Origin of the sequence: Variovorax boronicumulans NBRC 103145, from assembly GCF_001591345.1 — a bacterium.
GTDB lineage: Bacteria > Pseudomonadota > Gammaproteobacteria > Burkholderiales > Burkholderiaceae_C > Variovorax > Variovorax boronicumulans.
On sequence record NZ_BCUS01000004.1, the window covers coordinates 53126 to 79703 of the forward strand.

The following is a 26578-nucleotide window of genomic DNA, read 5'->3' on the forward strand; positions in this document are numbered from 1 at the left end:
TTCAGGCGCCTTGTTCGTCGGCCAGGCGGGACTCGGTGCCGCGCGCGCCGTCGTCAAGTGCGGTGCGGTCGAACATCGCGCCCATCGCCACCACGATCTTTCGCGGGCCTTCGAAGGGATCGCGTGCGTGTGCGGCGAGCATGTTGTCGAGCATCACGACGTCGCCCTGGCGCCAGTCGAAGCGCACGGCGCAGGCCTCGTAGGCCTCGCCGACGATGGCCATGGTCTCGTCGGCGATGGGCGAGCCGTCGCCGTAGGTCACGTGGCGTGGCAGGCGCTCGACGCCGCCCATGGCCAGCAGGTCTTCGCGCACCTGCGCCTCGAGGCAGGCGACGTGGTGCAGCTGCACCTGGTTGAAGAACACGCGCTCGCCGGTCAGCGGATGGCGGATCACGGCGGGGCAGCGGGTGCGCGTCTGCAGCGTGTCGCCGTCGAACCAGCGCCATTCGATGCCGGCGGCGGCCAGGCGCGCCTCGACGTCTTCGCGGCGATCGGTCTTGTAAAAGTCCTGCCAGCTAACGTCCAGGCCGGGCGTGAAGGTGCGCACGTACTGCAGCCCCTTGCGCCCGAAGCCGGCGACCACCTCGGCCGGCAGGCGGCGCAGCATCTCGCGGCAGTCGACGATGGGCGTGGCCCCGCCCACGGGCGACGGCAGCTCGCAGAAGAACCACTGCTTGCGCGGCCAGCGGTCCAGGTGCGCGCTCTCGTTGTGGAACAGGATCATCTGGCGCTCGGGGTACGGCGTGGAGCGGTAGGTCTTCTTGCCGCCCTCCTTCTTCGGCAGGTCGCCGTAGCTGCCGTACAGCTCGGGCTCGATGGCCTCGGCAAAGGCCTCGAAGTCCTGCGGCGTCTTCAGGCCGAAGTCGCGGAACAGGATGCCGCCGTGCTTCGCGACCAGCATCTCGATGTAGTCGGCCTGGCCCTTGGCCCAGGCGACGGTGTCGAGCTCGGGGCTGGTGGCCTGCAGCACGATGGGGAACTCGGCACCGGGCTTCAGGAACGAGGTCTGCACGGCGGGCCGCGCGGCGGCGCGCACGGGCGCGCGGCCGGCGCCCAGGGCGTCGAGCTTTCCAAGTTTGCCGAGCTTGTCCAGTTTCGAGGCCGGGCGGACGTTGGGAGCGTTTGTCATGGCGATGGATTCCTCCGAGGGCATGGGGGCCAGCGCGTCGATCGGCTGGCCGGGTGTGGCGACGATTCGCTCCAGCAGCGCATGCCACGAAGCGGTGAAGTTTTCGACGGTCTCCCGCCGGTAGAGGTCGGTGGCGAACACCCACTCGGCGGTGAGCGCGCCGCCCTGTTCGCTGGCGAACACCGCCAGGTCGAACTTGGATTCGTTCATCTGCTGGGGCAGCACCTCGACCTCGGCGCCTTCGATGGCAAACCGGATCTCGGGTGTGTTCTGGAGCACGAAGAGCACCTGCACCAGCGGGTTGCGGTCGCGTGCACGCGGCACGCCCGACAGCTCGACGATGCGGTCGAAAGGCATGTCCTGGTGGTCCATCGCGGCCAGGGTGTCGGCCTTGGTGGCGGCCAGCCATTGCGCGAAGTCGGTGCCTGCCTTCGCACGGCGCGAGCGCAACGGCACCACGTTGACGAAGAAGCCGAGCAGCCCTTCGAGGTCGGGGTGACCGCGGCCCGCGACGTCGGTGCCGATGACGATGTCGTCGGCGCCCGAGGCCTGGTGGAAGAACAGGAAGAACGACGACAGCAGCAGCGTGAACAGCGAGGTGTCCGACGCGCGCGCGAGCGCGGCCAGCGACTGCGACAGCGCGGGCGACAGCGTGAGCCGCACCGAGTCGCCGGCATGCGTGGGCACGGCCGGGCGCTGGTGGTCGGGCTTGATGCCTGAGGCCTGCGGCGCGCCCGCCAGCCGCTCGCGCCAGAAGGCGGCCTTGGGCGCGAAGCCGTCGGAGGCCAGCGCGCGCGCATACCAGGCGGCGTAGTCGGCGTACTGCACGGGCAGCGGTGCCAGTGCCAGCGGCTGACCGCGCCGCGCGCGCTCGTAGAACGCGGCCAGCTCGCGTGCGAACACGGCGATCGACCAGCCGTCGAACACGATGTGGTGCACCACGAGCACCAGCACATGCTCGCGCGCGGCCATGCGCACGACGGTGGCCTGGATGAGCGGGCCCTCGGCCAGTGCGAGCGGTGCACGCACCAGTTCGTCGAAAAGTGGGCCGTAGCGCGCGCCGTCGTCGAGCGCGATCACGGGAATATCGAGCGGCGCACCTGGGCGCACGACGGCCATGGGCTCGCCGTCGTCGTCCTCGGTGAACACGGTGCGCAGCACCTCGTGGCGCGCAACGATGGCGTCGATGGCGGCGCGCAGCGCGCCGATGTCGATCTCGCCATGCAGCGCGAGGCCGGCCGACATGTTGTAGGCCGCACGGCCACTGCGGTTGGCGGCGTCGGTGAGGCGGTCGACCAGCCAGAGGCGGCGCTGCATCGGCGACAACGGCAGCGCACCGCCGCGCGCCACGGGCGTGATCTCCATCGCGCTGCGCTGCGGCGCGGCGGCGGTCGAGGCGACGCCGAGCCGCGCGGCCAGGCCGGCGATGGTCGGCGCCTTGAAGAACTCGCTCGGGTGCAGCTCGGTCGCGTAACGCTTGCGCACGCGCGACAGCAGCTGGATGGCCACGAGCGAATCGCCGCCGAGTTCGAACAGGTTGTCGTCCACACCGATGGGTGCGATGCCCAGGCGCTCGGTCCACAGCGCGGCGAGCGCGGTCTCGACCTCGCCCTGCGGTGCGACGAACGGGGTCTGCAGCGCGGGCCGGGGATGGGCCGCGCCTGCGGCAGCGGCCGGTGCCTCGTCGCCGAGCAGGTCGAGCATGCCGTTGTCGAGCGGGCCCAGGCGCGTGGCCAGGTCGGTGGTCGAGATCACGGTCTGCGCCCGCGCCGGGCCGTTGACGATGCGCTCGAAGACGCGCGCGCCCTCGGGGCCGTCCATGCCGATGTCGTCGGGCACGTCCATGTGCGCGGCCATGCCCAGGCCGCGCCAGGCGTCCCAGTTGAGCGAGAACACCGGGAACGCGCCGAGCCGTTCGTGCGCGACGGCCACGGCGTCGAGGTAGGCGTTGGCGGCGGCGTAGTCGCTCATACCCAGGCCGCCGGCCACGCTGGAGATGGACGAGCACAGCAGCACGAAGTCCAGCGGCTGGCCCCGCAGCGCATCGAACAGCACGCGGGTGCCGCGCACCTTGGTCGCAAACACGGTGTCGATCTGCGCGCGCGTGCGCCCGGCCATCATGCCGCCGCCCGCATCGCCGGCCGCGTGCACGACGCCGTGCAGCGGGCCGAAGCGATCGTTCGCCTGTGCGAGGGCGGCACGCACCGCGTCGGCGTCGGACACGTCGGCCGACATGGTGAGCACCTGTGCGCCGAGCGCTTCGAGTTCGAGCAGTTGATGCAGCCGCGCCTTCAGATCGGCGGGCGTGCTGTCGGCCGCCACCAGCGCGGGCCATTCGGTGCGCACCGGCAGCGCGGTGCGGCCCAGCAGCACCAGCCGCGCCTGCCAGTGCACGGCCAGGTGCTTCGCCAGCGCGAGGCCAACACCGCCCAGGCCGCCGGTGACAAGGTAGACGCCCTCGCGGCGCAGGCGCGGCTGCGCGGCGGCGGTCAGTGTCGCGGGCTCGTAGGTCTTGATCCAGCGGTGCGCGCCACGGCAGGCCACCAGCGGCTCGCCGGGCTCGGTCTGCAGCGCCGCGGCCTCGGCCACGATCTGCGCGACCAGCCGGCCTTCGGCATCGCTTTCGGGCGCAGGCAGCACCACGTCGATCACGCGGCAATGCACGCGCGGGTATTCCTGGCCGATCACCTTGCCGATGCCGCGCAGCGTGGCCTTCTCGGGGCACAGCGGCTCGGTGCCGGTGACGTCTTCGAGCTGGTTGGCGACCACGGCCAGCGGCAGCGTGCGGTCGCCGGCTTCGAGCGATTGCACGAGCGCGAGCAGGCTGAAGAAGCTGCGCTCGAGCAGCTCGGCCTGCGGCTGTTGCGCGGGCAGCGCTTCGTCGAGGCTCCACAGGTGGTAGATGCCGGCGATGGCGCCGAAGTCGGCCGCGATCTCGCTCTGCAGGCGGGCGTGGTCGTCGCGTGCGCCGGGGCGCAGCGTCCAGTGGCCGTGGCCCGTGCGTGCGAAGGCGCTGCCGCGCTCGGCCAGCACGACGGTGCGGCCCTGCGCGCGCAGCTGGCGCACGAGGTGGCCCGTGAGGCTGCGGCTGTCGCCGAGCACGAGCAGGCAACCGCCGGTATCGGTCGAAGGCGCGACGACCAGCGGCTCCGTGCGCTGCCACGAGGGCATATAGAACGCGTCAGCGTTGGTTCGTTGCGGCGCCTTCGCAGCGCTGGACGCTTCGACCCAGTAGCGGCGGCGCTGGAACGGATACGCCGGCAGCGGCACGCGCCGACGCGCGGCGCCCGCGCGACAGGCGGCCCAGTCGATGTCCACGCCCGCGACCCACAGCTGGGCCAGCGTCTGCGCGATCTGCTGCGCATTGCGTGCCTGCTGCTGCGGATGCGCCTGGCTGGCGAACACGCCGGCGGCGGTGTCGGCCAGCGGATGCTGGCGCGCCAGGCCCGCCAGCGTTTCGCCGGGACCGACCTCGAGCAGCACGCGGCCCGGCACCTGCAGCAAGGTGCCCACGCCGTCGGCGTACTGCACGGTGCCGCGCAGGTGGCGCGCCCAGTAGGCGGGGCTCACGGCCTCTTCGGGCGTGATCAGCTGGCCCGTGACGTTCGAGACAAAGGGAATCGTCGGCGGCCGGCGCGGCACCGAGGCGATGAGCGCCTCGAGCGGCGCGAGCAGCGGCTCGGTCATCGCCGAGTGCGAAGCGATCGACACATGCAGCCGGCGCGGCAGGTGGCCCGCCGCGCGCAGCCGCGCCTCGGCGGCCTCGACCGCTTCGCGCGGGCCCGAGATCACGCACAGCTGCTCGGCGTTGGCGGCGGCGAGGTCGCAGCCCGGCGCCAGGAAGGGCGCGAGCGCGGCTTGCGACAACGGCACGGCGGTCATCGCGCCGGGCGGCATCGACTGCAGCAGGCGTCCGCGCAGGGCCGCGACACGCAGTGCGTCTTCGAGGCGGAACACGCCCGCCAGGCAGGCGGCGACGTACTCGCCCAGGCTGTGGCCCATCATCACCGCGGGCCGCACGCCACGGCGCATCCACCACTGCGCCATCGCGTACGCGACGACGAAAAGCGCAGGCTGCGCGAGCGCGATGTCGAACAGCCGCGCGTCGGCCTCGGCTTCGCCGCCGGGCGCAGGGAACAGCACGGTGCGCAGGTCGAAGCCCAGCTCGGGTTCCAGCAGCGTGCAGCAGCGGTCGATGTCGTCGCGGAAGGCCGCGTCGTCCTCGTAGAGCGCGCGGCCCATCTGCGCATGTTGCGTGCCACCGCCGGGGAAGAGGAAGACCACTTCGGGTGCCTGCGCGGGTGCGGCGCGCACGGCCAGGCCTTCGCCCGCCGAGAGCAATTGCACGGCGCCTTCGGCATGGTCGGCCACCACGGCACTGCGGTGCTCGAAGACGCGGCGGCCCGCTTGCAGGGTGTGGGCGACGTCGGTGAGCCGCAGTGTGGGATGCGCGCGCAGGTGATCGGCCAGCTGCTGCGCGGCCTGCCGTGTCGCGGGCGCGCTGCGGGTCGACAACGGCAGCACCTGCCAGCCGGCCGCTGCAGTGGCCGTGACCACGCGCGGTGCCTCTTCCAGCACGACGTGCACGTTGGTGCCGCCGATGCCGAAGGAGCTGATGCCCGCGCGGCGCGGCGTGTCGCCCTCGGACCAGGGCTGCGCCTCGGTGTTCACGCGGAACGGGCTGTTCGCGAAATCGATCTGCGGGTTCGGCTGCTCGAAGTGCAGGCTCGGCGGCAGCGTGCGGTGGCGCAGCGCCAGTGTCGCCTTGATGAGCCCCGCCACGCCGGCCGCCGCATCGAGGTGGCCGATGTTGGTCTTGACCGAGCCGATGGCGCAGTAGCCGCAGCGCCCGCCATCGCCGCCATCGGCACGGAAGGCCTGCGTGAGCGCGGCCAGCTCGATCGGGTCGCCCAGCGTGGTGCCCGTGCCGTGCGCCTCGACATAGCCGATGGTGTGCGCGGGCACGTCGGCCATCAGCTGCGCCGCGCGGATCGCGCCGGCCTGGCCTTGCACGCTCGGTGCGGTGAAGCCGATCTTGTCGGCGCCGTCGTTGTTGGCGGCCGAGCCCTTGATGACGGCGTGGATGGTGTCGCCGTCGCGCAGCGCATCGGCCAGCCGGCGCAGCACGACGATGCCCGCGCCGCTGCCTATCACCGTGCCCGCGGCCCGGGCGTCGAATGCGCGGCAATGGCCGTCGGGCGAGAGGATGGCGCCGTTCTGGTAGCGGTAGCCGCCGTCCTGCAGCAGGTTGAGCCACACGCCGCCGGCCAGCGCCATGTCGCAGTCGTGGCTCAGCAGGCCCTGGCAGGCCAGGTGCACGGCCACCAGCGAGGTCGAGCATTCGGTCTGCACGCTCAGGGCCGGGCCGCGCAGGTCGAGCTTGTAGGCCACGCGCGTGCACAGCGAGCCGGCGGAGTTGCCGCTCATGAGGCCCAGCATGTCGGCGATGCCGGTGCCCGCGTCGATGCCGACGGCGGGCAGCAGGTGCTTCATGAGGTAGAGGTTGGGGCCGTCGCCCGCGTAGACGCCGACCGGCGCCCCGCCCTTCGGGCCATCACGCCCCACTGGCCAGCCCGCATGGTCCATCGCCTCCCAGGCGCATTCGAGAAAGATGCGCTGCTGCGGATCGAGGTGCTCGGCCTCGCGTGGCGAATAGCCGAAGAAGCCCGCGTCGAAGCGGTCGAAGCCGTCGAACAGCACGCCGGCCTTCACGTAGTCGGGGTCGGCCAGCGCGCGCTCGGGCACGCCGCGCGCACGCAGCTCGTCGTCGCTGAAGACGGTGACCGACTCGACGCCGTCGCGGATGTTGCGCCAGAAGGCGTCCACGTCGGGCGCGCCGGGGAAGCGGCCGGCCATGCCGACGATGGCGATCTCGAGGCCCGTGGTGTCGGGGGCAGAAAGCGGGGTGTCGTCTTGCGCGTGCATCAGAGGGTTCTTTCCGTGGGTCGGCGGCGTTGCAGCAGGGCGGCGCGCTGTTGCTGCGCGCGCTGCTTCGCCTGCGCGGCGTCGTCGGTGGCGGTCGCAGCGGCGGGGCCGCGCCCCTTCTGCTCGATGTGGCGGGCGAGCGCGCCGACGGTCGGGTACTTGAAGAGGTCGACCACCGCCAAGCCCGGCTGCAGGCGGTCTTCCACCAGCCGGTGCATGCGGATCACGAGCAGCGAGTTGCCGCCGAGGTCGAAGAAGTTGTCGTGCAGGCCGACCTGCGCGACCTTGAGCAGCTCGGCCCAGATCGCGGCCAGCGTCTGCGCGACGTCGCCGTGGGGGGCTTCGTAGCCTGGCGTGCCGGCGGCCGCCGGTGCGGGCAGCGCGCGGCGGTCGACCTTGCCGTTGGCGCCGAGCGGGAAGCTGTCGAGCACCATCAGCGCGGACGGCACCATGTAGTCGGGCAACGCCAGCGCCAGCTGCGTCTTGAGCGTGGTCGCGTCGAGCGATGCGCCTGCAGCGGGTGCGACGTAGGCCACGAGCGACGGGCCGGCCACGCCCTCGTGCAAGCACACCAGCGCCTCGCGCACGCCGGGCTGCTCGCGCAAGCGCGCCTCGACCTCGCCGAGTTCGATGCGGAAGCCGCGCACCTTCACCTGGTGGTCGAGCCGCTCCAGGTATTCGAGCTGGCCGTCGGCGCGCCAGCGCACGAGGTCGCCGGTGCGGTACAGGCGCCCGCCTGATGGATCGAAGGGGTCGGCGACGAAGCGCTCGGCCGTCAGCGCCGCGCGCCCGAGGTAGCCGCGCGCGAGGCCGTCGCCACCAAGGTACAGCTCACCGGGCACACCCTGCGGCACAGGCTGCAGGTCGGCGTCGAGCACATGGGCGGTGCGGCGGCCAACCGGGCGGCCGATGGGGGCGTAGCCTTGCACGATGGCCTCGGCACCTGCGGACCACAGGGTCGGCGTGATCACGGCCTCGGTCGGGCCGTAGGCGTTCACGACGCATGCCGGGTGCAGCACGCGGCGGACCAGCGCGAGGTCTTCGCCGGCCCAGGCCTCGCCGCCGAAGAGCGCGAGGCGCACGGCGTGGTGGAACGGCGGCTGGTCTTGCAGCAGCTGGCGCGCGTAGGCCGGCGGCAGGTCGACCACACTGACGCGGTGGCGTTGGAGCAAGGCGTCGAGTTCGCTGGCGAGCGAGCACCACTGCGGCTGCAGCACCAGTGCGGCGCCGGTGGTCAGCGGCAGCAGGCACTGTTCGATGGCGGCATCGACATGCGGCAGCGCGAACTGCAGCGAACGATCACTCGCCGTGAAGCCGCAGGTGTCGGCCATGGCCTGAAGGTGCATCGACAGTGCGCCGTGCGAGACCGCCACGCCCTTGGGGCGGCCGGTGGTGCCCGAGGTGTGGATCACATAGGCCAGGTGGTGGTCGTGCAGCGTGACTTGCGGGGTCTCGTCCGGTTCGTCGTCGAGCGATGCGTCATCGACTGCGAGGCGCGCGACGGTTCCGTTCACTGAGCTGTGGCTGCCGGTCAGCAGCAGCGCGGCGCCGCTGTCGGCCAGCAACTGCGACAGCCGCTGCGGCGGGTGCGACGGGTCCATCGGCAGGTAGGTGCCGCCTGCCTTCAACACAGCCAGAAGGCCGGCGACGCGGTCGACCGGGGCATCGACGGCCACGGCGACTGGCGTGTCGGGCCGCACACCGTGGCGCAGAAGGCGGTGCGCAATGCGGTTGGCGCGGCGGTCGAGGGCGGCGTAGGAGAGCTCGGTGTCGCCTGCGATCAGCGCGATGGCATCAGGTGCGCGGCGAACGTGCGCTTCGAACAGGCGATGCGCGGGCGTCGCAGCCAATGCGGACGATGTACCCGTGCCCCAGGCGTGCAATTGCGCCTGCTCTTCGGCAGCGAGCCACGGCGCATCGCCGACGGCGCGGGCCGGGTCCGCCGTCAGCGCGTCGAGCAGCGCGCGGTAGTGCGCGGCCATGCGCGCGACGGTCTCCTCGTCGAACAACTCGGCCGCCGCGGTGAAGACCGCACGCACCTGGCCGTCGGCGCGCTCGCGGATGTCGAGCGCGAGTTCGCACTGCGCGGCGCTGTCGTCCATGCGGTACTCGTCGACCGCCAGGCCCGGCAGGCCGCGCAGCACGGCCGTGTCTTCGCGCAGCAGGTTGAACATCACCTGGAAGAGCGGGTTGTGACTCAGGCTGCGCTGCGGCTGCAGGGCGTCCACGAGCTGCTCGAACGGCAGGTCCTGATGGGCCTGCGCGCCGAGCGCGGCCTCGCGGGCCTGGGCCATCAGTTGCGCGAACGGGGTGCGGCCGTTCAGCGTGGCGCGCAGCACCTGCGTGTTGACGAAGAAGCCGATGAGGCCCGTGGTCTCGGGGCGGTGGCGGTTCGCGACCGGCACGCCCACGCGCACATCGGGCTGGCCCGTGTAGCGATGCAGCAGCGCCTGGAAGCCCGCGAGCAGCACCATGAACAGCGTGGCGCCGTGCGCCTGCGCGGTGGCGTGCAGGCGGGCGACGAGGGCCGCGTCGAGGTCGAAAGCGTGCGAGGCCGCGCGGTAGTTCGCGACCGCATGGCGGGGGCGGTCCGTGGGCAAAGCCAGCACGGGGTGCGTGTCGCCGAGCTGGGCGCGCCAGTAGGTCAGTTGCCGTTCGGCCTCGCCCGCGGCGAGCCAGTCGCGTTGCCACGCGGCGTAGTCGGCGTACTGGATCGCCGGTGCAGCGAGCGACGGCGCCTCGCCCCTCGCGTGCGCCGCATAGGCCACGCCGAACTCGTCGAGCAGCACCTGCAGCGAGGCGCCGTCGGACACGATGTGGTGCGTGACGATCGCAAGGATGTGCTGCGCGTCGCCAAGCTGTAGCCACGCGGCGCGCAGCACGGGGCCGGCCACGAGGTCGAAGGGCTCGGCCTGCAACGCGCGCGCCTGCGCGGCGGCGGCGCCTTCACGTTCGTCGGCCGGTAGCGCGCGCAGGTCGATGTGAGCCAGGGCCAGCGGCGCCGTCGGCAGCACCTGCTGGCCGACCGTGCCGTCGGCCGCGGTGCGGAACACGGTGCGCAGGCTTTCGTGGCGCGCGAGCAGGTCTTCGAGCGCCGCCTTCAGTGCGTCGGCATCCAGCACGCCCGACAGGCGCAGCGCCACGCCCACGTGGTAGGCGCTGTTCTGCGGATCGAGCTGCCAGAGGAACCACTGGCGCGCCTGCGCATGCGACAGCGCGAGCAGCCCCGTGCGGCGCTCGGCCGGCAGGGCCGGGATCGGCTGGTGCGCGCGGCGTTGGCCAAGCGCCCGCACGCGCCGCAGTTCGCGCGCGAGGTCGCCCAGGCGCGGCTGTTCGAACAGCGCACGCAATGGAAAGTCGATGTCCCAGCGCTCGCCAATGCGCGCGGCCACCTGCGTGGCGGCGAGCGAGTTGCCGCCGTGGGTGAAGAAGTGCGCGTCGCGCGCCAGCGGCCGTTCGGCGGGGCGGCGCAGCACCTCGTGCCAGATTGTGGCGAGGGCCCGCTCGACGTCGTCGAGTGCGGTTTCGGATGTGTCGACCTCGGGGGCGCTGCCGCCCAGCACGAACGCGCCGTGTGCGTAGATCGCATAGGCGTCCGCGGTGCGATCGATCCAGCCCTGGCGGCAGGCGCCGCGCTGCAGCTTGCCGCTCGTGGTCTTGGGCATGCCGCCGGGGTTGAGCAGCATCACGACCGACAGCGGCTCGCCGCACTGTTCGCTCACGGCCGCGCTCAGCGCCTCGACCAGCACCTCGGGCCGCACCAGCTTCTGGATGCTGCGCGACACCTCGGCCGCGAGGCCGATGCCTTCGCCCTCCGGCCCCTCGACCGCGAAGGCCGCGACGCGGCCCTTGCGCACGGCCTCGACCTCGCGCTCCACTTCGCGCTCGATGTCCTGCGGATACAGGTTGTGGCCGCGCACGATGACCATGTCCTTGATGCGGCCGGCCACGTAGAGCTGGCCGTCGTGCACGAAGCCCAGGTCGCCGGTGCGCAGCCAGCGTGTGCCGTCGTGCTCGACGAAGGTCTGCTGCGACACCTCGGGCTTGTTCCAGTAGCCGCTGCCCAGGCTCGGGCCCGAGGCCCAGATCTCGCCGACGCCGCCCTCGGCGCAGGCGGTCAGCGTGGCGGTGTCGACGATGCGCACCGCGTGGTGCGTGACGCTGCGGCCGCAGCCCACGAGCATGGCGCCTCCCTCGTCGCGCACCACGGCGCCTTGCGCCAGGCGTGCCTTGTCGAAGGCGTGCGCGACCATGCCGGCGCCGCGGTGTCCACCGGTGACGAACAGCGTCGATTCGGCCAGGCCGTAGCAGGGGTACACCGCCTCGGCCGGAAAGCCCGCGGGCGCGAAGCGTTGCTGGAACGACCACAGCGTGTCGGCGCGCACCGGCTCGGCGCCGGAGAACGCGAGACGCCAGGACGACAGGTCGAGCCTTTGCAGCTGCGCGTCGGACACGCGATCCAGGCACAGGCGGTAGGCGAAGTCGGGCCCGCCGCTGACCGTGGCGCGCAGCCGCGACACGGCTTCGAGCCAGCGCACGGGGCGCTCGAGGAAGTAGCGCGGAGACATCAGCGCCACCACGGCGCCACGGTGCATCGGCTGCAGCAGGCCGCCGATGAGGCCCATGTCGTGGTTCAGCGGCAGCCAGGTGACGAAGGTGTCGCTCGTGCAGACCGAGAGGCCCTCTTCGATCGCGCGCATGTTCGCCATCAGGTTGGCGTGCGTGACCATGACGCCCTTGGGCGCCGAGGTAGAGCCGGAGGTGTACTGCAGGAACGCGATGTCGGTGGCGGCCGGCGTGTGCGGGCGCCATGCATCGGCGCCGGCGGCGTCGATCTCGTCCACGGCGATGAGCGCGGCCTGCGCGAAGGCGTCGGCCACGCCCGCCATCGCGTCGCGGATGGCGGCGTGGGTCAGCACGCAACAGGCGCCCGCGTCGGCGGCGATGCCTTCGAGCTTGCCCAGGTGGCGCCTGCGCGTGGACTCGGGCGGGAACACCGGCACGGCGACGAGGCCCGCGTAGAGGCAGGCGAAGAAGCTCACGACGTAGTCGTCGCTGTTGTCCAACATGATCAGTGCGCGGCCACCGGGCGCGAAGGCCTGCTGCAGGTGCGCCGCGAGACCGCGCACGCGCGCGTCGAGGGCGCGGTAGCTGATGGGCGTGTCGAGTGCGGCGCCGTCGCGGTCGGTGATGGCGATCACTGCGATGTCGTCGGGGCGCTGCGCGGCGAGGCCACGCAGATGGGTCACGAAGTCCACGGGATGCATCGGGTTCACAGGGGTTGTTCCTTGGTGTGCCAGGCCAGCGCGGCGGCATAGCCCGGCGGCGCGGACAGCGCCATCGCTTCGATGCCGGCCCACGCGTGCACGGCGCAGTCGACGGCAAGCGCGCCGTGGGCGTCGGGGTGGATGCCGACGCTTTGCAGGTGTTCGGCCATGCCGACGCCGGCGGCTTTCAACACAGCTTCCTTGCCGACCCAGCGCCGGAAGAAGGCGCGTGGCAGGTCGGCGTCGCTGCGGATCTCGCGCTGTTCGCGCGCGGTGAAGGCCATGGCGAGCAGCGCATCGGCGTCGGCCATGAGGTCGCGCGCGCAGGCTTCGATGTCGACGCCCACGCAACGCACGCGCGCCGGATCGGCCAGCGCGATGAGCGCGTGGTCGCCGGCGTGCGAGATGTTGAAGAGGGGCGCGGCGCTGTCGCTGCCGGCTTCGACGAAGGGCTTGCCGTGCGCGTCGGCGCGCAACGGCACGTCCGCCGGATTGCAGGCGAGGTGTTGCGCGATCAGGCGGCGCACAGCGGCGCGGGTGTGGGCGAAGCGCACGCGGTCGGCGCGGCGGGCGAAGCGGCTGGCGCGTGCACGTTCGTCGGGCGTGAGGTCGGCCCAGGCATCGCCGTCCTCCGTCGCAAGGTCGAGGTCCAGGCGGTGCAACGCGATGCCCGGCGGCAACGGGTCATGCCAGGGCACGAGCCGCATCGACGCCTCCTGCCGCCATCACCGCCGGCGCGAGGTGCCGCGCCAGCGCGGCCAGCACGGGGGTCTCGTGCTGGCGGATGAAGAAGTGGCCGCCCTCGAACCAGTCGAGCGTGAAGCGCGCGTGCGCGGTCTCGGCGGCCCAGGCCTGCATGCGCCACGGCGCGATGTCGTCCTGGCGGCCGGCCAGCACATGCAGCGGCACGGGCAGCGACGCAGGGTCGGCGTGCACGAAGCTGCGGCACAGGCGGTAGTCGGCGCCGAGGGTGTCGAGCGTCATGCGCAGCAGCTCGGGGCTGCCGAAGAGTTCGTCGGGCGTGCCGCCCTGCTTGCGCAGGTCGGCGATGAGGGCCGCGTCGTCGGTGATGTCGAGAAAGCGGTCGGGGTCGCGCTGCGACGGTGCTGCGCTGCCGGAGACGATCAGCGCACTCGGCAACGGCCGGTGCTGCTGCCGCTGGTGCTGCGCCATGCCCCAGGCCAGCAGTGCGCCCATGCTGTGGCCGAAGAGCGCGTAGCGACCGCGCAGCACGCCTTCATGCTCGGCGCACAGCTGCGCGACCATGCGGTCGAAGTCGTCGACGAAGCGTTCGCCCAGGCGCCCGCCGCGGCCCGGCAGCTCGACCGGCACGACCTCGATCCAGCGCGGCAGCGCACGCCGCCAGCGCAGGTACATGGTGGCGCTGGCGCCCGCGCAGGGCAGGCACAGCAGGGGCAGCGAGGCCTGCATGTGGGTCAGGCGGAGGCGTTGTCAGGTTGCTGCTGAGCGGCCATCCAGTCGCGCAGCGACTTGGGGCGCATGTCGGTCCACTGGGCTTCGACGTAGTCGAGCACGGTCTTCTTGTCGCCCTTGACGCCGTCGACGGCGGTCCAGCCGCCAGGCACGGCCTTCCAGTGCGGCCAGATGGAGTACTGCGCTTCGTGGTTGACGAGCACGATGAAGGTCTCGTCCTCGCGGTCGAAACAGCTGGTAGACATGGGCGGTCCTCTTGGTAAGTGCAATGACGGGCAGGGTTTGCCCTTGCGATACAAGACGCGCCGCGAGGCTGGGTGTTTAGTCCCGCATGCATCCAGACCGTGCACGGCTGCGCCGCGGCGAGGGCCGCTGCAGGAGCTGCGAAAAAAAGAGGGAGCGGGCTAGCGGGCCGCGTCTTCGGCGTCCGGCGAAGGGACGTCGTGCGCGGGCGGCACCAGGCCGACGAGCTGCCAGAGGCGGGCCGCCTCGGCATAGGTCTGGCGATGGGCGGGATCGGCGGCGAGCCAGTGCGCGAGCTCGGCGCTCGCGGCGGCGTCGAGCGCGCCTTCGCCGGCGTCCTGGCGGCGAACCCACGCCCAGGCGGTCTGCCAGGTGGGGTCGCTTTGCGTGTCGTTGGGGCTGCTCATCGGCGGCCATCGTAGCGCCGATGCGGTGCGTCGGAAAACTCAGGCGGCCTGCACGAGGTAGCGGCAGCTTTCGAGCGCGGCGTCGGCGTCCTTGATCATGAAGTTCACGAGCGTGGCGGAGCAGCCCAGGCGCGTGGCGATCTCGCGCTGGGTCAGGCCACCGAGGCGGTTGAGTTCGAACGCGAGGCGGGTGCGTGGCGGCAAGGCCTCGAGCACGCGGTCGATGGCCACCAGCGCCTGCCGGCCGCCGAGCACGCGGTCGGGTGCGTCGTTGCTGCTGGGCGGGCTCACGAGTTCGACGTCGTCGCAGTAGGTGCGGTAGCTGGCCTCCACGGAATGGTGGCGGTGGTAGTCGACCGCCACGTTGCGCACCACCTGGCAGCAATAGCCGAGCGGCTTGCGGACATCGCGCACCGAAGCGCCGTCGGCGAGCTTCAGGTAGGCGTCCTGCAGCACTTCGTCTGCGAGGTCAGCGGTGCGGACGATCTTTTGCGCGACGCGCTGGAGCTGGGCACGGTTCGCGATGAAGACCTCCCCCAGCGTGGGCGCGGACGGGGAAAGCGACAGATCCATGGGTACTCCTGAAGTGTTCAAGGGCAAAGATGCAAATAAGAACTATTACCATTTGATGACGCAAGACGGCCCTGTTTTTCCCGGTGGCGCCTTCTCGTCTCTCTCCTTGTCTAGACGTGCGAGCCGCCGAAACCGAGACACCTAAAATTCCGCCCCTTACATCGCACCCGTACCCATGAACATCGTCGTCAACGAAGAACTCAAAGCCTATATCGATCCCTTGACGCCGGAGGAGTACGAAGCCCTCGAACGCAGCATCCTCACCGAAGGCTGCCGCGACGCGCTGGTGCTGTGGGGCGACGTGCTGGTGGACGGCCACAACCGCTACGGCATCTGCCAGAAGCACGGCCTGCCCTTCCAGACCGTGCAGAACACGCGCTTCAAGACGCTGCAGGACGTGCACCTGTGGATGATCGACCAGCACCTGGGCCGCCGCAGCATCTCGGACTACCTGCGCGGCGTGCTGGCGCTGCGCAAGAAGGACATCGTGGACGAGCGTCGCGCCCGCAGCAGCGCCGCCGCGCCGATCACCCCGACCACGGCGGACGACCCGCCCTTCGACGTCGACGACGCGCCCGCTTCGACCTCCACTCCCGCTTCCGACGAGGCCCTGCCGCCGCCCGTGCCGCTGAACAGCCGCGAGGCCATCGCCCGCGCCGCGCGCCTGAGCAGCAGCCAGGTCGTGATGATCGAGAAGATCCAGAAGCAGGCCGCGCCCGAACTGGTGGCGGCCGTGAAGTCGGGCGTGATCTCGATCAACACGGCCGCGGCCGTCGCCTCGCTGCCCGCCGAAGAGCAGGTGTCGGCCGCCAACGCCGGCAAGGATGAGCTGAAGCAGGCCGCCAAGCGCGTGCGCGAGGCCAAGCGCAAGCCGCGCGAGGCCGCGCCCGAAACCGAAGAAGGCGCCGAACCGGCGGCGCTCGACGCCGTGCAGCAACTGCAACAGCGCGTGGCCGAGCTCACGGCCGAGAACGCGGACCTGCGCCGGCAAGTGGCCGAGCTGCAGGCGCAACTGGCGCACTGACGCCCCGGCGGGCTCCCTTCCCCTCGCCCGCCGCTTTCACCGCCCCTCCCTGAAACCTCGCGCGCCGCGCTGCGGCACGCGAGGCTTTGTCGCGTCCGCGACCCACTGAAAACAGTTGTTCGTAATCTTGTGTTTTTATTTGCAACAAGTGTTATATTTTTGACGCCACCTCCAAACAAACACTTTAGTTCTCCCAGCCAGCGTTGCGATCGGCGTCTCCGTCCAACTTCTTACAGTGAGTGCTTAAGTTGCAAAAAGAACGGCGATGCCGCCTCCAATCGGTGTTTTCGATGCGGTTGAACGCAACATCCCACAGCGGCCGGCCGATGGGCACGGTGGTGCGGAGGCTGCATGACGGCCGTTAACACCGTTCCCAAAAGTCAACGCGCCCTGCTGAGCTACAGCGTCGAAGGGCTGCCGCACCGCGAAGAAGTGCTGCTCAAGTCGCTGATCCGGCTGCTCGACCACCGCACGCACCAGAACTGGTCGTGGAAGGCCGAACAGGCCGACCTGCGGGTCGTCGGCGAACAGGTCGCCCTCGCCGCCGCCTCGCCCCAACCGGCGGTGCCCACGCTGACCGTCGCCCATGCCGACCCGCAACGCGGCCCTTTCCTGGCCCTGCCGCTGCACACCGATGCGCTGGAAGTGGTGCTCAACCGCCTCGGCGCGATGGTCGTCCACGCCCGCGGCCTGGGGCTGGCCATGACCGAGGTGCCGATCGGCGAGCACGAAGAGTTCCGCATGCTGCGCTGGCCGCCCGCGGCGGTGCTCGAGGCGCCGATCCGCCTGCGGCTGGCCACGCTGATGTCCAACCGGCCGGCGTCGGTGCTGTCGCTGCAGCAGCGCTCGCCCGCCACGCGCCAGGAGTGCGCGGACTTCCTGGCCGACCTGCAGCGCGCCGGCCTGCTCGAACGCGCCGCGCCACCCGGCGCGCTGGTGGCGGCCTCGGCCCCCGACAGCGTCTTTCCCGACAGCCGCTTCCCGGCACCCGCCCGCGACACCGTGCAGCCCGGCCTGCTCGCACGCATCAGGAACCGACTCGGCTTGCTGCCGTCAGGCCCTCAATGACCGTAGAACACAAGATCCTCTTCACCGGCACCATGGGCGCCGGCAAAACCACGGCCATCGCCGGCGTGAGCGAGATCCCGCCCGTGAGCACCGATGTGCGCAACAGCGACACCTCGGTCGCCAAGGCCACCACCACGGTCGGCCTGGACTACGGCGAACTCACGCTCGACAACGGCGAGAAGCTGCGCCTGTACGGCACGCCCGGCCAGATGCGCTTCGACTTCATGTGGCGCATCCTGGGGCGCGGCGCGCTCGGCGTGGTGATCCTGGTGGACAACAGCCGCCCCGATCCGCTGGCCGACCTGGACATCTACCTGGACGGCTTCGCCGAGCTCATCGCGCAGACCGCCTGCGTGGTGGCGGTGGGCCGCATGGAAACGCACCCGAGCCCCGGCATCGACGCCTACGCCCGCCGCATGGAGGCCAAGGGCGTCGTGTGCCCGGTGCTGCCGGCCAACGTCACCGATGCGCAGCAGGTCGTGCAGCTGCTGGAACTGCTTCTGCTCCAGCTCGAGGTCTGAACGCAGGACGCCCCCTCTTTTTCTCCTTTTCCTTCCATTCAGGCAGCAATGAACATCACTCCAAGAATCAGGCTTGCAGCGGAATCGGCCATCGACACCCTGATGCGGGAAATCAAGGGCGTGAAGGCCGTGGTGATCTCGACCGAAGACGGCCTGGAGCTGGCCGCGCGCGTCGAGAACACCGCGCAGGTCGCGCGCCTGTCGGCCATCGCCAGTTCGCTGGCCGCGCTGGGCGCCGTGGCCGGCGAGGAAAGCCAGCTGGGCCACTGCGACAACGTGGCGATCGAGGCCACGCACGGCCACATCCTGATGCTGCAGGCACGGCATCCCGAGATGACGCTGATCGTGAGCGTGGTCACCAGCCGCGAAGCCATCATCGGCCAGGTCCTGTACTTCGCGAAACAGGCAACGCAGCTGCTGCAGCACGCCTGACGCCGGGCATCGGCGCACCACACCCATTCGACACCGGCAGCCACCCATCCCCTTCGCCCGGGTGGCCGCCGACTTTCAGGGGCGAGGACTAGGAAAGATTTCGATGGCAAATATCAAGCAATCCATGGACGACCTGATGACCTGCGACGGCGCCCTGTGCGCAGCGCTGGTCGATTCGAGCAGCGGCATGATCCTGGGCCAGATCGGCTCGGGCGTCGATCTCGAGGTGGCCGCCGCCGGCAACACCGAAGTGGTCCGCGCCAAGCTGCGCACCATGCGCGACCTCGGCCTGAACGACAACATCGAAGACATGCTGATCACGCTCGGCAAGCAGTACCACATCATCCGCCCGATGCAGAAGAAGGAAGGCCTGTTCGTCTACCTGGTGCTGGACAAGACCAAGTCGAACCTGGCCATGGCGCGCCGCAAGACGCTCGACGTCGAACAAGGCATGACGGTCTGAGAAGCCCGCCGCGTCCCGCGCGGCAGCTTCGCCGCGCGGACGCATCAGGCGCGCATCAAGCGCGCGTCAGCAGCGTGTTCGACGGCAGCGTCTCGTCGAGCAGCTTGCGCGCCGTTTCCACGCCCGCCACCGGCAGCAGCGCCGCGTCGAGCAGGCCCACCTGCACCAGCACGCTCGCCTGGTCCCAGTAGATGTGCTCGTGGTAGAGCTTGTCGCCGCGGAACTTGATGACCGCGAGCAGCGGAATCTCCACGCGCTTTCCGGTGGGCGCCACGCCGGGCAGCATCCACGGGATCTCGGTGGTGTGGGTGAAGCAGAACAGCATCTCGTCGACCACCTGCGTCGCGCCCACGGTGCGCGAGATCGGCACCAGCGAGGTGTCGGGCGGGTTGCTGTTGACGAAGTGGTTCGTATAGAACGCGTGCAGGTTCTTGTAGCCCACGCCGCCGGTCATGGTCGGGATGTGGTTGACGTAGGGCTCGGCCACCATGGTGCCCATGGTGTCGTCGACATTGCGGGTGCCGAACTCGTACTCGCAGTGCTTGTCCCACAGCGCCGCCAGGTCGTAGTTCGGGCCGATGGCCGACTTCAGCGCGGCCACGCTGCGCTCGTGCGCCATGAGCGCCGAGGCGCGGTGGAAGTGCTCGCCGCCCACACGTGCGAAGGCGTGGTCGACGCCGGGGTACACATGCACCTCGACGTTCGGCCGGCCGCGCAGCGTCTGCACGATGCGGTCGCGCGCCTCGGGCGGGCAGAAGCCGTCGAGCTCGGCCACGTGCAGCGCGAGCTTGCAGCGGATGCGGTCGGCCTCGTCGAGCGCGGCGTCGATGCCCACGCCGTAGTAGCCCACGGCCACGTCCGCGTCGGTGCGGCAGGCCGCCAGGTAGGCGAGCTTGCCGCCCAGGCAGAAGCCGAGCACGCCGACCTTGCCGCCGGGCACCTCGGGGCGCTGGCGCAGCGCGGTGATGGCGGCCTGCATGTCCTGCATGCCGAGCGCTTCGTCGAAGCCCTGGTACAGCGCGAAGGCGCGCTGCCAGTCGTCGGGCGTGTAGCCCAGCTGCACGTCGGGCTGCTGGCGCCAGAACAGGTCGGGCACGAGCACCACGTAGCCTTCCTCGGCGTAGTAGTCGGCCACGTCGCGCATGGTCTTGTTGACGCCGAAGATTTCCTGCGCGAGCACCAGGCCCGGGCCGGTGCCGCCGCGCGGCAGGGCCAGGTAGGCGCCGAAGCTGCCGCTGCCGTCGGTGGTCTGGATGCGGATGTCTTGCGACGACGATGGGGATGCCTTGTTCTGCATGGGTGTGTGACTCCGTTCAATGCTCAAAGGTGGACGTGGGGAACCAGGGGCTCACTGTACGCATTCCGGATGGCGCGTCGTGACCTGGTAGTAGCCCGAGTGAAAAACCAGCGGCTCGCCGTCGAAGCGTTCGTAGCCTTCGACCTCGCCGATGAAGATCAGGTGGTCGCCGCCGTCGTACTGGCGCACGTTGCGGCACACGAAGCGCGCGAGCACGCCGTTGAGCAGCGGCACGCCGGCCGTGCCTTCGCAGCAGTCGACGCCGCCGAACTTGTCGGCCTGCGGCGTCGAGAACTGGCGCGACAAATGATGCTGCAGCGCGGCCAGCACGTTGATCGCGAAGTGGCTCGCGCCGGTGAAGTCGGCCACGCTGGGCGCCTGCCGCGCCAGGCTCCACAGCACCAGCGGCGGATCGAGCGACACCGACGAGAACGAGTTGGCCGTCATGCCCACGCGGCGCCCGTCGAGTGCGCGCGTGGTGATCACGGTGACGCCGGTGCTGAACTGGCCGAGCGCCTTGCGGAAGTCGCGCCGGTCGAAGCGATCGACCGCGGCCTCGCGCGCCTTGGCTTCGAGAAAGCGATCGGCCTCGGCCGCATCGAACCACCAGGGCGCGAAGTTGCGCGGGTCGTCGAAGCCGTTGACCACCGCGCTCGCCACGGCCGGCCTGTGCGTGGCGCTCTGCAGCAGCTTCTGCAGGTGCGGCGCGGGCGGCGTGAGCAGGCTGTGCGTCCAGTCGGTGGCCCAGCGGGCGTAGCCCTCCCAGTAGCGGTCGAAGGTCTGCTGCATCCACGCGGCGTCGAAGGGCGCGTCGCCATGTTCGAGGATGCGCTTGAGGTAGATGTCGGCCGCCTTGGCCGCGTTGTTCGAGCCCTGCCCCGTGATCGGGTCGTTGAGCACCACCGCGTCGGCGAGCCCCAGCACCTGCCGCCCCGAGGGCAGCGTGGCGACCGGGTGACGCACCACGGGCGTGACGCGGCCACGCAGCACGCCGTGGTCGTCGGTGAGCTCGATGTGTTCGCAGCGCTCGGCCTCCCACGGCAGGAAGGTGGACAGGATCTGCTTGCTGCGCGCCAGGTGCTCCTGCGGCGTCTTCACGTCGTCCCAGCAGTCCATGGGGCCGCCGGGCACGCCCTCGAACACCATGATCTCGCACGGGCCGCTGGTGGTGAGCGCGGGGAACACGAAGTATTCGCCGACTCCCGGAATGAGGTTGAAGCTCACGGCCGCGAACGGTTCGCGCGGGCGCATGCCCTTCACGTAGGTGAGCGCCAGCGCGCGCTGCGGCGCGTCGAACGGCGAGCGCGCCGCGTCGCGCGGGAACAGCGCCGAGATCTCGCCCTTGCCGCTCGCGACGACCACGAGATCGTGCGTGCGCGCGCATTCTTCCAGCGTGTCGATGTCGGCGTCCTGATGCACGAGGCGGCCGCCGCGCGCTTCGAACAGCTGCATCCACGCAGAGATCTTCAGGCGCTGGTCGACCGACTGCGCGGGGCCGTCGAGCCTGGCCTCCCACGCGATGGCGCGCTGGCCTTCGGGGCTGCGCACCGACATGCCGATGCCCTCGACCACCGGGCAGGTGTCGGCCCAGCTGTCGAGCCCCAGTTCGCGCTCGGTCTGCAGCGCGGTCTCGAACATGCACTGGCTGGACATCACCGGCCCGTCGAAGATCTCCTGCGCCGTGCGGTTCGCATACACCGTCACGGCGTACCCCCGGGCCCGCAGGCCCAGCGCGAGCTGCATGCCGGACTGGCCGGCGCCGACGATGGCCACGCGTCGTGTCATGGGCTGGCTCCGCCTACGCAGCTGCCGCGGCAGCCGCGCAGGTGTCGAGGTAGCGGTCGGCCTCCTGCGGGTCGGCGAACCACGGGAAGAAGGTGCGCGGATCGTCGAAGCCGTTGGCGATGGCGCTGGCCATCGGCGCCACCGCGCCGGCGCTGCCGAGCAGCTTGAGCACGTGCGGCGGCGGCGGTGCGAGCAGCATGTTGGTCCAGCGCGTGACCCACTGCGCGTAGCCGAACCAGTAGCGGTCGAAGGTCTGCTGCATCCACGGCGCATCGGCCGCGCCCTCGCCGCGCGCCAGGATGCTCTTCAGGTACGTGTCGGCGCACTTGGCCGCGTTGTTCGAGCCCTGCCCCGTGATCGGATCGTTGAGCACCACCACGTCGGCCAGGCCGAGCACCTTGCGGCCCGAGGGCAGCGTGGCGATGGGCTTGCGCACGGTGGGCGCGAAGCGGCCGGCGAGGATGCCGTTGTCGTCGGTGAGTTCGATGTCGGCGCAGCGCTCGGCCTCCCAGGGCGTGAAGGTGTCGAGGATCCACTTGCTGCGCGCCAGGTGCTCCTGCGGCGTCTTCACGTCGGTCCAGCAGTCCATCGGGCCGCCGGGCACGCCTTCGAACACCATGATCTCGCACGGGCCCGTGGTGGTGAGCGCCGGGAACACGAAGTACTCGCCCACGCCCGGAATCAGGTTGAAGCACACGGCCGAGTACGGCGTGCGCGGGCGCATGCCCTTCACGTAGGTGAGCGCCAGTGCGCGCTGCGGCTGGTCGTAGGTCGACTTGGCGGCGTCGCGCTCGAAGAGCTTGGAGATCTCGCCCTTGCCGCTGGCCACCAGCGTGAGGTCGTGGCTGCGGGTGCAGGCTTCGAGGTCGTCAATGCCCGCGTCCTTGAAGACCAGCTCGCCGCCCTTCTGCTGGAACAGCGCCATCCAGGCCGGCACCTTCACGCGCTGGTCGACCGACTGCGCGCTCGAGTTCAGCCGCGCCGCCCATTCGATGGCCTTGGCGCCCTTCTGCTCGGGGTGCGGCACGGCGAAGCCGATGCCGTCCACCGTGGGGCAGTCGCTGGCCCAATGGTCGAGCCCGAGGTCGCGCTCGACCTGCAGCGCGGTGTGGAACATGCACTGGCTCGACATGACCTTGCCGTGGCGGATCTCGTCCGCCGTGCGGTTGCTGTACATGGTGACCTCGTAGCCTGCGTCCAGCAGGCCCAGTCCCAGTTGCAGACCCGACTGGCCTGCGCCGACGATGGCGATTCGCTTCATGGCTTGCTCCTTCTTTCGTTGTCTCGTGGGGGTGTTGTTGTGGATGCCGATCAGGGTTCCATCAGGCGGGGAATGGCCGGCACGGCCTGCTCCGGGCCCATGGCGGAGTAGCCGCCGTCCACCGCGTAGTCGGCGCCGGTGACGAAGCTCGCGTGCTCGGAGCACAGGAACAGCACCACCTGCGCCACCTCGTCGGGATCGCCGACGCGCCCCAGCAGGTGGTAGGGCGCGGCCACGCGGTCGGTGCGCGCGCGGTCGCCGCCGGTCAGCTGGTCCATCACCGCCGACCAGGTCCAGCCTGGCGAGACGCTGTTCACGCGGATGCGGTCGGGTGCGAGGTCCATCGCCATGTTGCGCGTGAGCTGCGCCATCGCGGCCTTGCTCACGGGGTAGAGCCAGCGCCCGGTCTGCGCCACGCGCGAGGAGATGCTGGTGAAGTTGACCACCGCCCCGCCGCCGGCCGCCACCATGTGCGGGTGCACCGCCTGCAGCATGGCCACGGCGCTGGCCACGTTCACGTTGAACGAGGTGAGCCAGTCGGCGCGCGGCGACTTGAAGCCGTCGTCCACGTACGAGCACGCCAGGTTCACCAGAAAGTGCACGCCGCCGTGGCGGGCGGCGGCCTCGTCGACGCAGGCTTTCACCTGCGCGTCGTCGGTGATGTCGGTGCGCACGAAGCGCACCCCGGCGCCCAGCGCGTCGGCCAGCGGCTGGCCCTTGTCGGCGTCGATGTCGGCGATGACCACCTTCACGCCCGCCGCGTGGAAGGCGCGCACCACGCCGGCGCCTATCAATGTCGAACCACCCGTGACGATGGCGCTTTTGCCTTCGAGTCCCTTGAACATGACGCTTGCTCTCCTCGGTTGAATCGCCGGTTCGGCGAATGGGCCAAAGGTAGAGCGCAAGGCCTCGCCGGCCGATCCGGAAAACGCAGGCGCTGTCCCTGCCGCGCAGGTTTTTTCGGGGGTTCCAAGGGACGGCCCGAATTGTGGGCTGGAAGGCTTTTTGCTACGGTCAGCCCGCTTCCCTATGGAAACCGCCACCGCCCCCCGGCTGCCGCTGCAGCGTTACCGTTTGTTCGAGAGCCACGACATGGACGAGGCGCGCGAGAGCGTGGCCCGCGTGTTCTGCCCCCACGGCCTCACGATGCTGCGCCCGCGCACCGAACTGGACGCCTGCCACCACAGCGCGCGGCTGCACCGCGACGTGAGCCTCAATTACGTGCAGTACGGCCCCGGCGTGCAGATCGACCCGGGCTACCTGCAAGACTTCTTCCTGTTGCAGATTCCGTTGCGCGGCGGCGCCGACATCCGCTGCGGCGGCCAGCAGGTCGAGGCCACGCCGCGCGTCGCCTCGCTGCCCTCGCCCACCGAGCTGCTGTCGATGCGCTGGGCCGACGACAGCCCGCACCTGATCGTGCGCATCGCGCGCGCGGCGCTGCTGTCGCGGCTCGAGGCGCTGCTGCAGGCGCCCGTGCGACAGCACCTGGTGTTCGACCTCGGCGTGCCGCTGGACAACCCCGCGCTCGCGCCGCTGGTGCATTTCATCGACTACCTGCGGCTCACGCTCGACGCCGGCAATGCGCTGCAAGGCGGCGGGCGCCTGGCCGAACACGCCGAGGAATACCTGATGTCGAGCCTGCTCATGTCGGCCGGCCACAACCACTCGCGCGCGCTCGCCGGCGACGCGCAGCGCCACCTGCTGCCGCGCGCGGTGCGCAAGGCGCAGGAGTTCATGGCCGCGCACGCCGAGCAGCCGCTGTCGCTGGCCGACGTGTGCCGCGAGGCCGGCTGCAGCGCGCGCGCCCTGCAGCTCGCGTTCCGCCAGCATGCGGGCCAGGGACCGATGGAGTTCCTGCGCGAGCTGCGGCTGGACCGGGTTCGCGCCGAGCTGCAGGCCGCGGCCACGCAGACAGGCGTGCGCGACGTGGCACAGAAGTACGGGTTCCTGCACCTGGGCCATTTCGCGGCCCAGTACCGCGCGCGCTTCGGCGAGCGGCCGTCGGACACCCGCGCGCGCCACGCACCGGCGGAACACTGACCCGGCGTCGGGCTCAGGCCCGGTCGCGGTGATCGGCTTCGCCGTGCTTCCAGTAGCCCTTGGCGGTCAGGCGCGTGCGCGCCAGGCCCTGGTCGTTCAGGAAATGGGCGCGCAACGTGCGCACCACGCCCGACTCGCCCGCCAGCCAGATGTAACCCGGCCCCGCCGGCTGCGGCCGGTGCATCAGCTGTTGTTGAAGCGCCAGCCCCGGCTCGGCCGGATCGCCGGTGAGCCAGCAGGTGCGCAACACAGCCTGGCTGCGGATCTCCTGCACATCGGCCGCCGTGGGCACTTCGACATAGGTCTTGAGGCGGATCTCCGGCCCGAGGCTCGCGGCAATCGACTGGATCGCAGGCAGCGCGGTCGCGTCGCCGGCCAGCATCACCCAGCGCGCGTCGTCCGGGAGCGCAAAACCGCCGTCGCGCGGCCCGGCGAAGCCGATGCTCTCACCGGGCTGCGCCCGTGCCGCCCAGGCCGAAGCGGGGCCTTCGTGGCCGCTGTCGCCGTGCAGCACGAAGTCCAGCTCGAGCGTGGCGGCGACGCGGTCGATGCGGCGAATGGTGTAGGCGCGCCCTTCGCCGCCGGGCACGAACACCTTCACCCAGGCGCCGGGTTGGTCGGCCGCCGCGTGGCGCAAGAAAGCGGCGACGTCCGGGCCGCCGAGGGTGATGCGGCGCATGTGCGGCGTCACGAGGCGGCACTGGAGGACATGGGCTTCCAGCCGCGTGCCCCGTTCGGGTGGGACCGCGGCGATTGGCTGCAGGAGCGGGAAGGCGGAAGGCAACGCACGCGGCGCGTGGGCCTCGGAGGCATTGGCTGTCATGGTGTGTGTATCGATTCGGATGTTGCGAACTCTTGAATGCGAGCATTTGCTCGGTTCTTCTTAGAATACGAGCCTTCACTCGCATTGAAAACTCGCATTCGGAACACCCGATGAAATCCCTTCCCCAGCCAAGAAAGGCGCCGCGCCAGGCGCGCTCCCAGCAGATGGTCGAGGTCATTCTGGAAGCCACGGCTCGCGTTCTGGGAGAACGCGGCTATGCCGGCACCAACACCAACGTGGTGGCCGAACGCGCCGGCGTGAGCGTGGGCTCGCTCTACCAGTACTTCCCGAACAAGGACTCGCTGATCACGGCGCTGCACGAGCGGCACGCGGGTCAGATGTACGCGGTGATCGACGAGGTGCTGGCCGCCTCGCGTGCGCGCAGCCTGCGCGGGCGCGTGCAGGCCATGGTGCGCGCGCTGCTCGCGGCGCATGCGCTCTACCCGGCGCTGCATCGCGTGCTCGAAAAGGAATTTCCCTTCTTCGATGCGCCGCGCGAAGAGAGTGCGGCCGATCACGACATCTTCCGGCGCGTGCGGCAGCTGCTGGACGAGCACCGCCCCGAACTCGCGCCGCGCAACCTCGACCTCGCCACCTGGGTGGTGCTGCAGATCATGGAGACGCTGGTGCATGCGGCCGTCATCGAGCCGCCCGCGCAGTTCGAGCCAGCCGCGCTCGAGGCCTCGATCGTCGATGCGCTCATGGGCTATCTCTGCGGCCCGGCCGGGCGCTAGACAGTGGGATCTCATGCGTGAACCTCCAGGAAGACGGGGACAGACACGGAAAAACGTCCCCTCCTGCGCATGACAAATGAAAAGGAAAAATGGGAAGCCCAACCGCGCACGCCCTGCACCGCGCGACTCCAATCTGGCAAAGGTTGTGCGGG

At 70.7% G+C, this 26578-nt stretch carries 18 protein-coding genes and 2 pseudogenes; 7 read left to right on the top strand and 13 right to left on the bottom strand.

What is annotated here, in order from left to right; all coding sequences use genetic code 11:
- Nucleotide 1: 1 nt before the first annotated feature.
- The 7 genes from VBO01S_RS33460 to VBO01S_RS02290 form a co-directional block, all read right to left on the bottom strand.
- Nucleotides 2–7054, bottom strand: a complete 7053-nt coding sequence (locus VBO01S_RS33460; protein WP_062469881.1) for a type I polyketide synthase — start codon at nucleotides 7052–7054, stop codon at nucleotides 2–4.
- Complete coding sequence (locus VBO01S_RS02265; protein ID WP_062469998.1) at nucleotides 7054–12321, bottom strand: non-ribosomal peptide synthetase; 5268 nt, start codon at nucleotides 12319–12321, stop codon at nucleotides 7054–7056. Before VBO01S_RS02265 ends, VBO01S_RS33460 begins: the two co-directional genes overlap by 1 nt.
- A 5-nt stretch (nucleotides 12322–12326) precedes the next feature.
- The gene (locus VBO01S_RS02270) at nucleotides 12327–13028 is read right to left on the bottom strand and encodes a 4'-phosphopantetheinyl transferase family protein (protein WP_062469882.1); all 702 of its coding nucleotides are present in this window, start codon (nucleotides 13026–13028) and stop codon (nucleotides 12327–12329) included.
- Nucleotides 13006–13752, bottom strand: coding sequence for a thioesterase II family protein (locus VBO01S_RS02275; protein ID WP_062469885.1), 747 nt, complete (start codon nucleotides 13750–13752; stop codon nucleotides 13006–13008). The genes VBO01S_RS02270 and VBO01S_RS02275 overlap by 23 nt, the downstream gene beginning before the upstream one ends.
- A gap of 5 nt (nucleotides 13753–13757) precedes the next feature.
- Nucleotides 13758–14000 carry an MbtH family protein gene (locus VBO01S_RS02280; RefSeq protein ID WP_062469889.1) on the bottom strand — a complete coding sequence of 81 codons (243 nt, stop codon included), beginning with the start codon at nucleotides 13998–14000 and terminating at the stop codon, nucleotides 13758–13760.
- 159 nt (nucleotides 14001–14159) lie between these two features.
- A complete protein-coding gene (locus VBO01S_RS02285) occupies nucleotides 14160–14405 on the bottom strand; it encodes a FecR/PupR family sigma factor regulator (protein WP_062469891.1) in 246 nt (81 codons plus the stop codon).
- Nucleotides 14406–14444: 39 nt separating this feature from the next.
- Nucleotides 14445–14978 (bottom strand): sigma-70 family RNA polymerase sigma factor, encoded by a 534-nt coding sequence (locus VBO01S_RS02290; protein WP_062469894.1) that lies wholly within the window; start codon nucleotides 14976–14978, stop codon nucleotides 14445–14447.
- A gap of 175 nt (nucleotides 14979–15153) precedes the next feature.
- Between VBO01S_RS02290 and VBO01S_RS02295 the strand changes: the two genes are divergently transcribed.
- From VBO01S_RS02295 to VBO01S_RS02315, 5 genes are all read left to right on the top strand, one after another.
- Nucleotides 15154–16002, top strand: a complete 849-nt coding sequence (locus VBO01S_RS02295) for a hypothetical protein (RefSeq protein ID WP_062469897.1) — start codon at nucleotides 15154–15156, stop codon at nucleotides 16000–16002.
- A 351-nt stretch (nucleotides 16003–16353) separates the two neighbouring features.
- Nucleotides 16354–17070 carry a hypothetical protein gene (locus tag VBO01S_RS02300; protein WP_062469900.1) on the top strand — a complete coding sequence of 239 codons (717 nt, stop codon included), beginning with the start codon at nucleotides 16354–16356 and terminating at the stop codon, nucleotides 17068–17070.
- Nucleotides 17067–17591: a GTP-binding protein gene (locus VBO01S_RS02305; RefSeq protein WP_062469903.1), complete on the top strand. Its 525-nt coding sequence runs from the start codon at nucleotides 17067–17069 to the stop codon at nucleotides 17589–17591. Before VBO01S_RS02300 ends, VBO01S_RS02305 begins: the two co-directional genes overlap by 4 nt.
- Before the next feature lie 48 nt (nucleotides 17592–17639).
- On the top strand, nucleotides 17640–18023 hold the full coding sequence (locus VBO01S_RS02310; protein WP_062469906.1) for a roadblock/LC7 domain-containing protein: 384 nt from the start codon (nucleotides 17640–17642) through the stop codon (nucleotides 18021–18023).
- A gap of 103 nt (nucleotides 18024–18126) precedes the next feature.
- On the top strand, nucleotides 18127–18486 hold the full coding sequence (locus VBO01S_RS02315) for a hypothetical protein (RefSeq protein ID WP_062469909.1): 360 nt from the start codon (nucleotides 18127–18129) through the stop codon (nucleotides 18484–18486).
- Between the two features lie 55 nt (nucleotides 18487–18541).
- Here the strand turns inward: VBO01S_RS02315 and VBO01S_RS02320 are convergent, their stop codons facing one another.
- The 5 genes and pseudogenes from VBO01S_RS02320 to VBO01S_RS02335 all read right to left on the bottom strand — a co-directional run bounded on the left by VBO01S_RS02320 (nucleotide 18542) and on the right by VBO01S_RS02335 (nucleotide 23674).
- Complete coding sequence (locus VBO01S_RS02320; RefSeq protein WP_062469912.1) at nucleotides 18542–19783, bottom strand: dienelactone hydrolase family protein; 1242 nt, start codon at nucleotides 19781–19783, stop codon at nucleotides 18542–18544.
- 51 nt (nucleotides 19784–19834) lie between these two features.
- Nucleotides 19835–20323: pseudogene (locus VBO01S_RS33465) on the bottom strand (flavin reductase family protein); the annotation flags it as partial.
- A 9-nt stretch (nucleotides 20324–20332) separates the two neighbouring features.
- Nucleotides 20333–21568, bottom strand: a pseudogene (locus VBO01S_RS02325) (styrene monooxygenase/indole monooxygenase family protein); the annotation flags it as partial.
- Between the two features lie 13 nt (nucleotides 21569–21581).
- Nucleotides 21582–22829, bottom strand: a complete 1248-nt coding sequence (locus VBO01S_RS02330; RefSeq protein WP_062469917.1) for a styrene monooxygenase/indole monooxygenase family protein — start codon at nucleotides 22827–22829, stop codon at nucleotides 21582–21584.
- Between the two features lie 50 nt (nucleotides 22830–22879).
- A complete protein-coding gene (locus VBO01S_RS02335) occupies nucleotides 22880–23674 on the bottom strand; it encodes an SDR family oxidoreductase (protein ID WP_062469920.1) in 795 nt (264 codons plus the stop codon).
- 184 nt (nucleotides 23675–23858) lie between these two features.
- On the opposite strand from VBO01S_RS02335, the gene VBO01S_RS02340 reads away from it, so the two are divergent.
- The gene (locus VBO01S_RS02340) at nucleotides 23859–24869 is read left to right on the top strand and encodes an AraC family transcriptional regulator (protein WP_062469923.1); all 1011 of its coding nucleotides are present in this window, start codon (nucleotides 23859–23861) and stop codon (nucleotides 24867–24869) included.
- Between the two features lie 13 nt (nucleotides 24870–24882).
- Here the strand turns inward: VBO01S_RS02340 and VBO01S_RS02345 are convergent, their stop codons facing one another.
- Complete coding sequence (locus tag VBO01S_RS02345) at nucleotides 24883–25692, bottom strand: siderophore-interacting protein (protein WP_082817946.1); 810 nt, start codon at nucleotides 25690–25692, stop codon at nucleotides 24883–24885.
- 110 nt (nucleotides 25693–25802) lie between these two features.
- Between VBO01S_RS02345 and VBO01S_RS02350 the strand changes: the two genes are divergently transcribed.
- Nucleotides 25803–26426 (top strand): TetR/AcrR family transcriptional regulator, encoded by a 624-nt coding sequence (locus VBO01S_RS02350; RefSeq protein WP_062469927.1) that lies wholly within the window; start codon nucleotides 25803–25805, stop codon nucleotides 26424–26426.
- Nucleotides 26427–26578 lie beyond the last annotated feature (152 nt).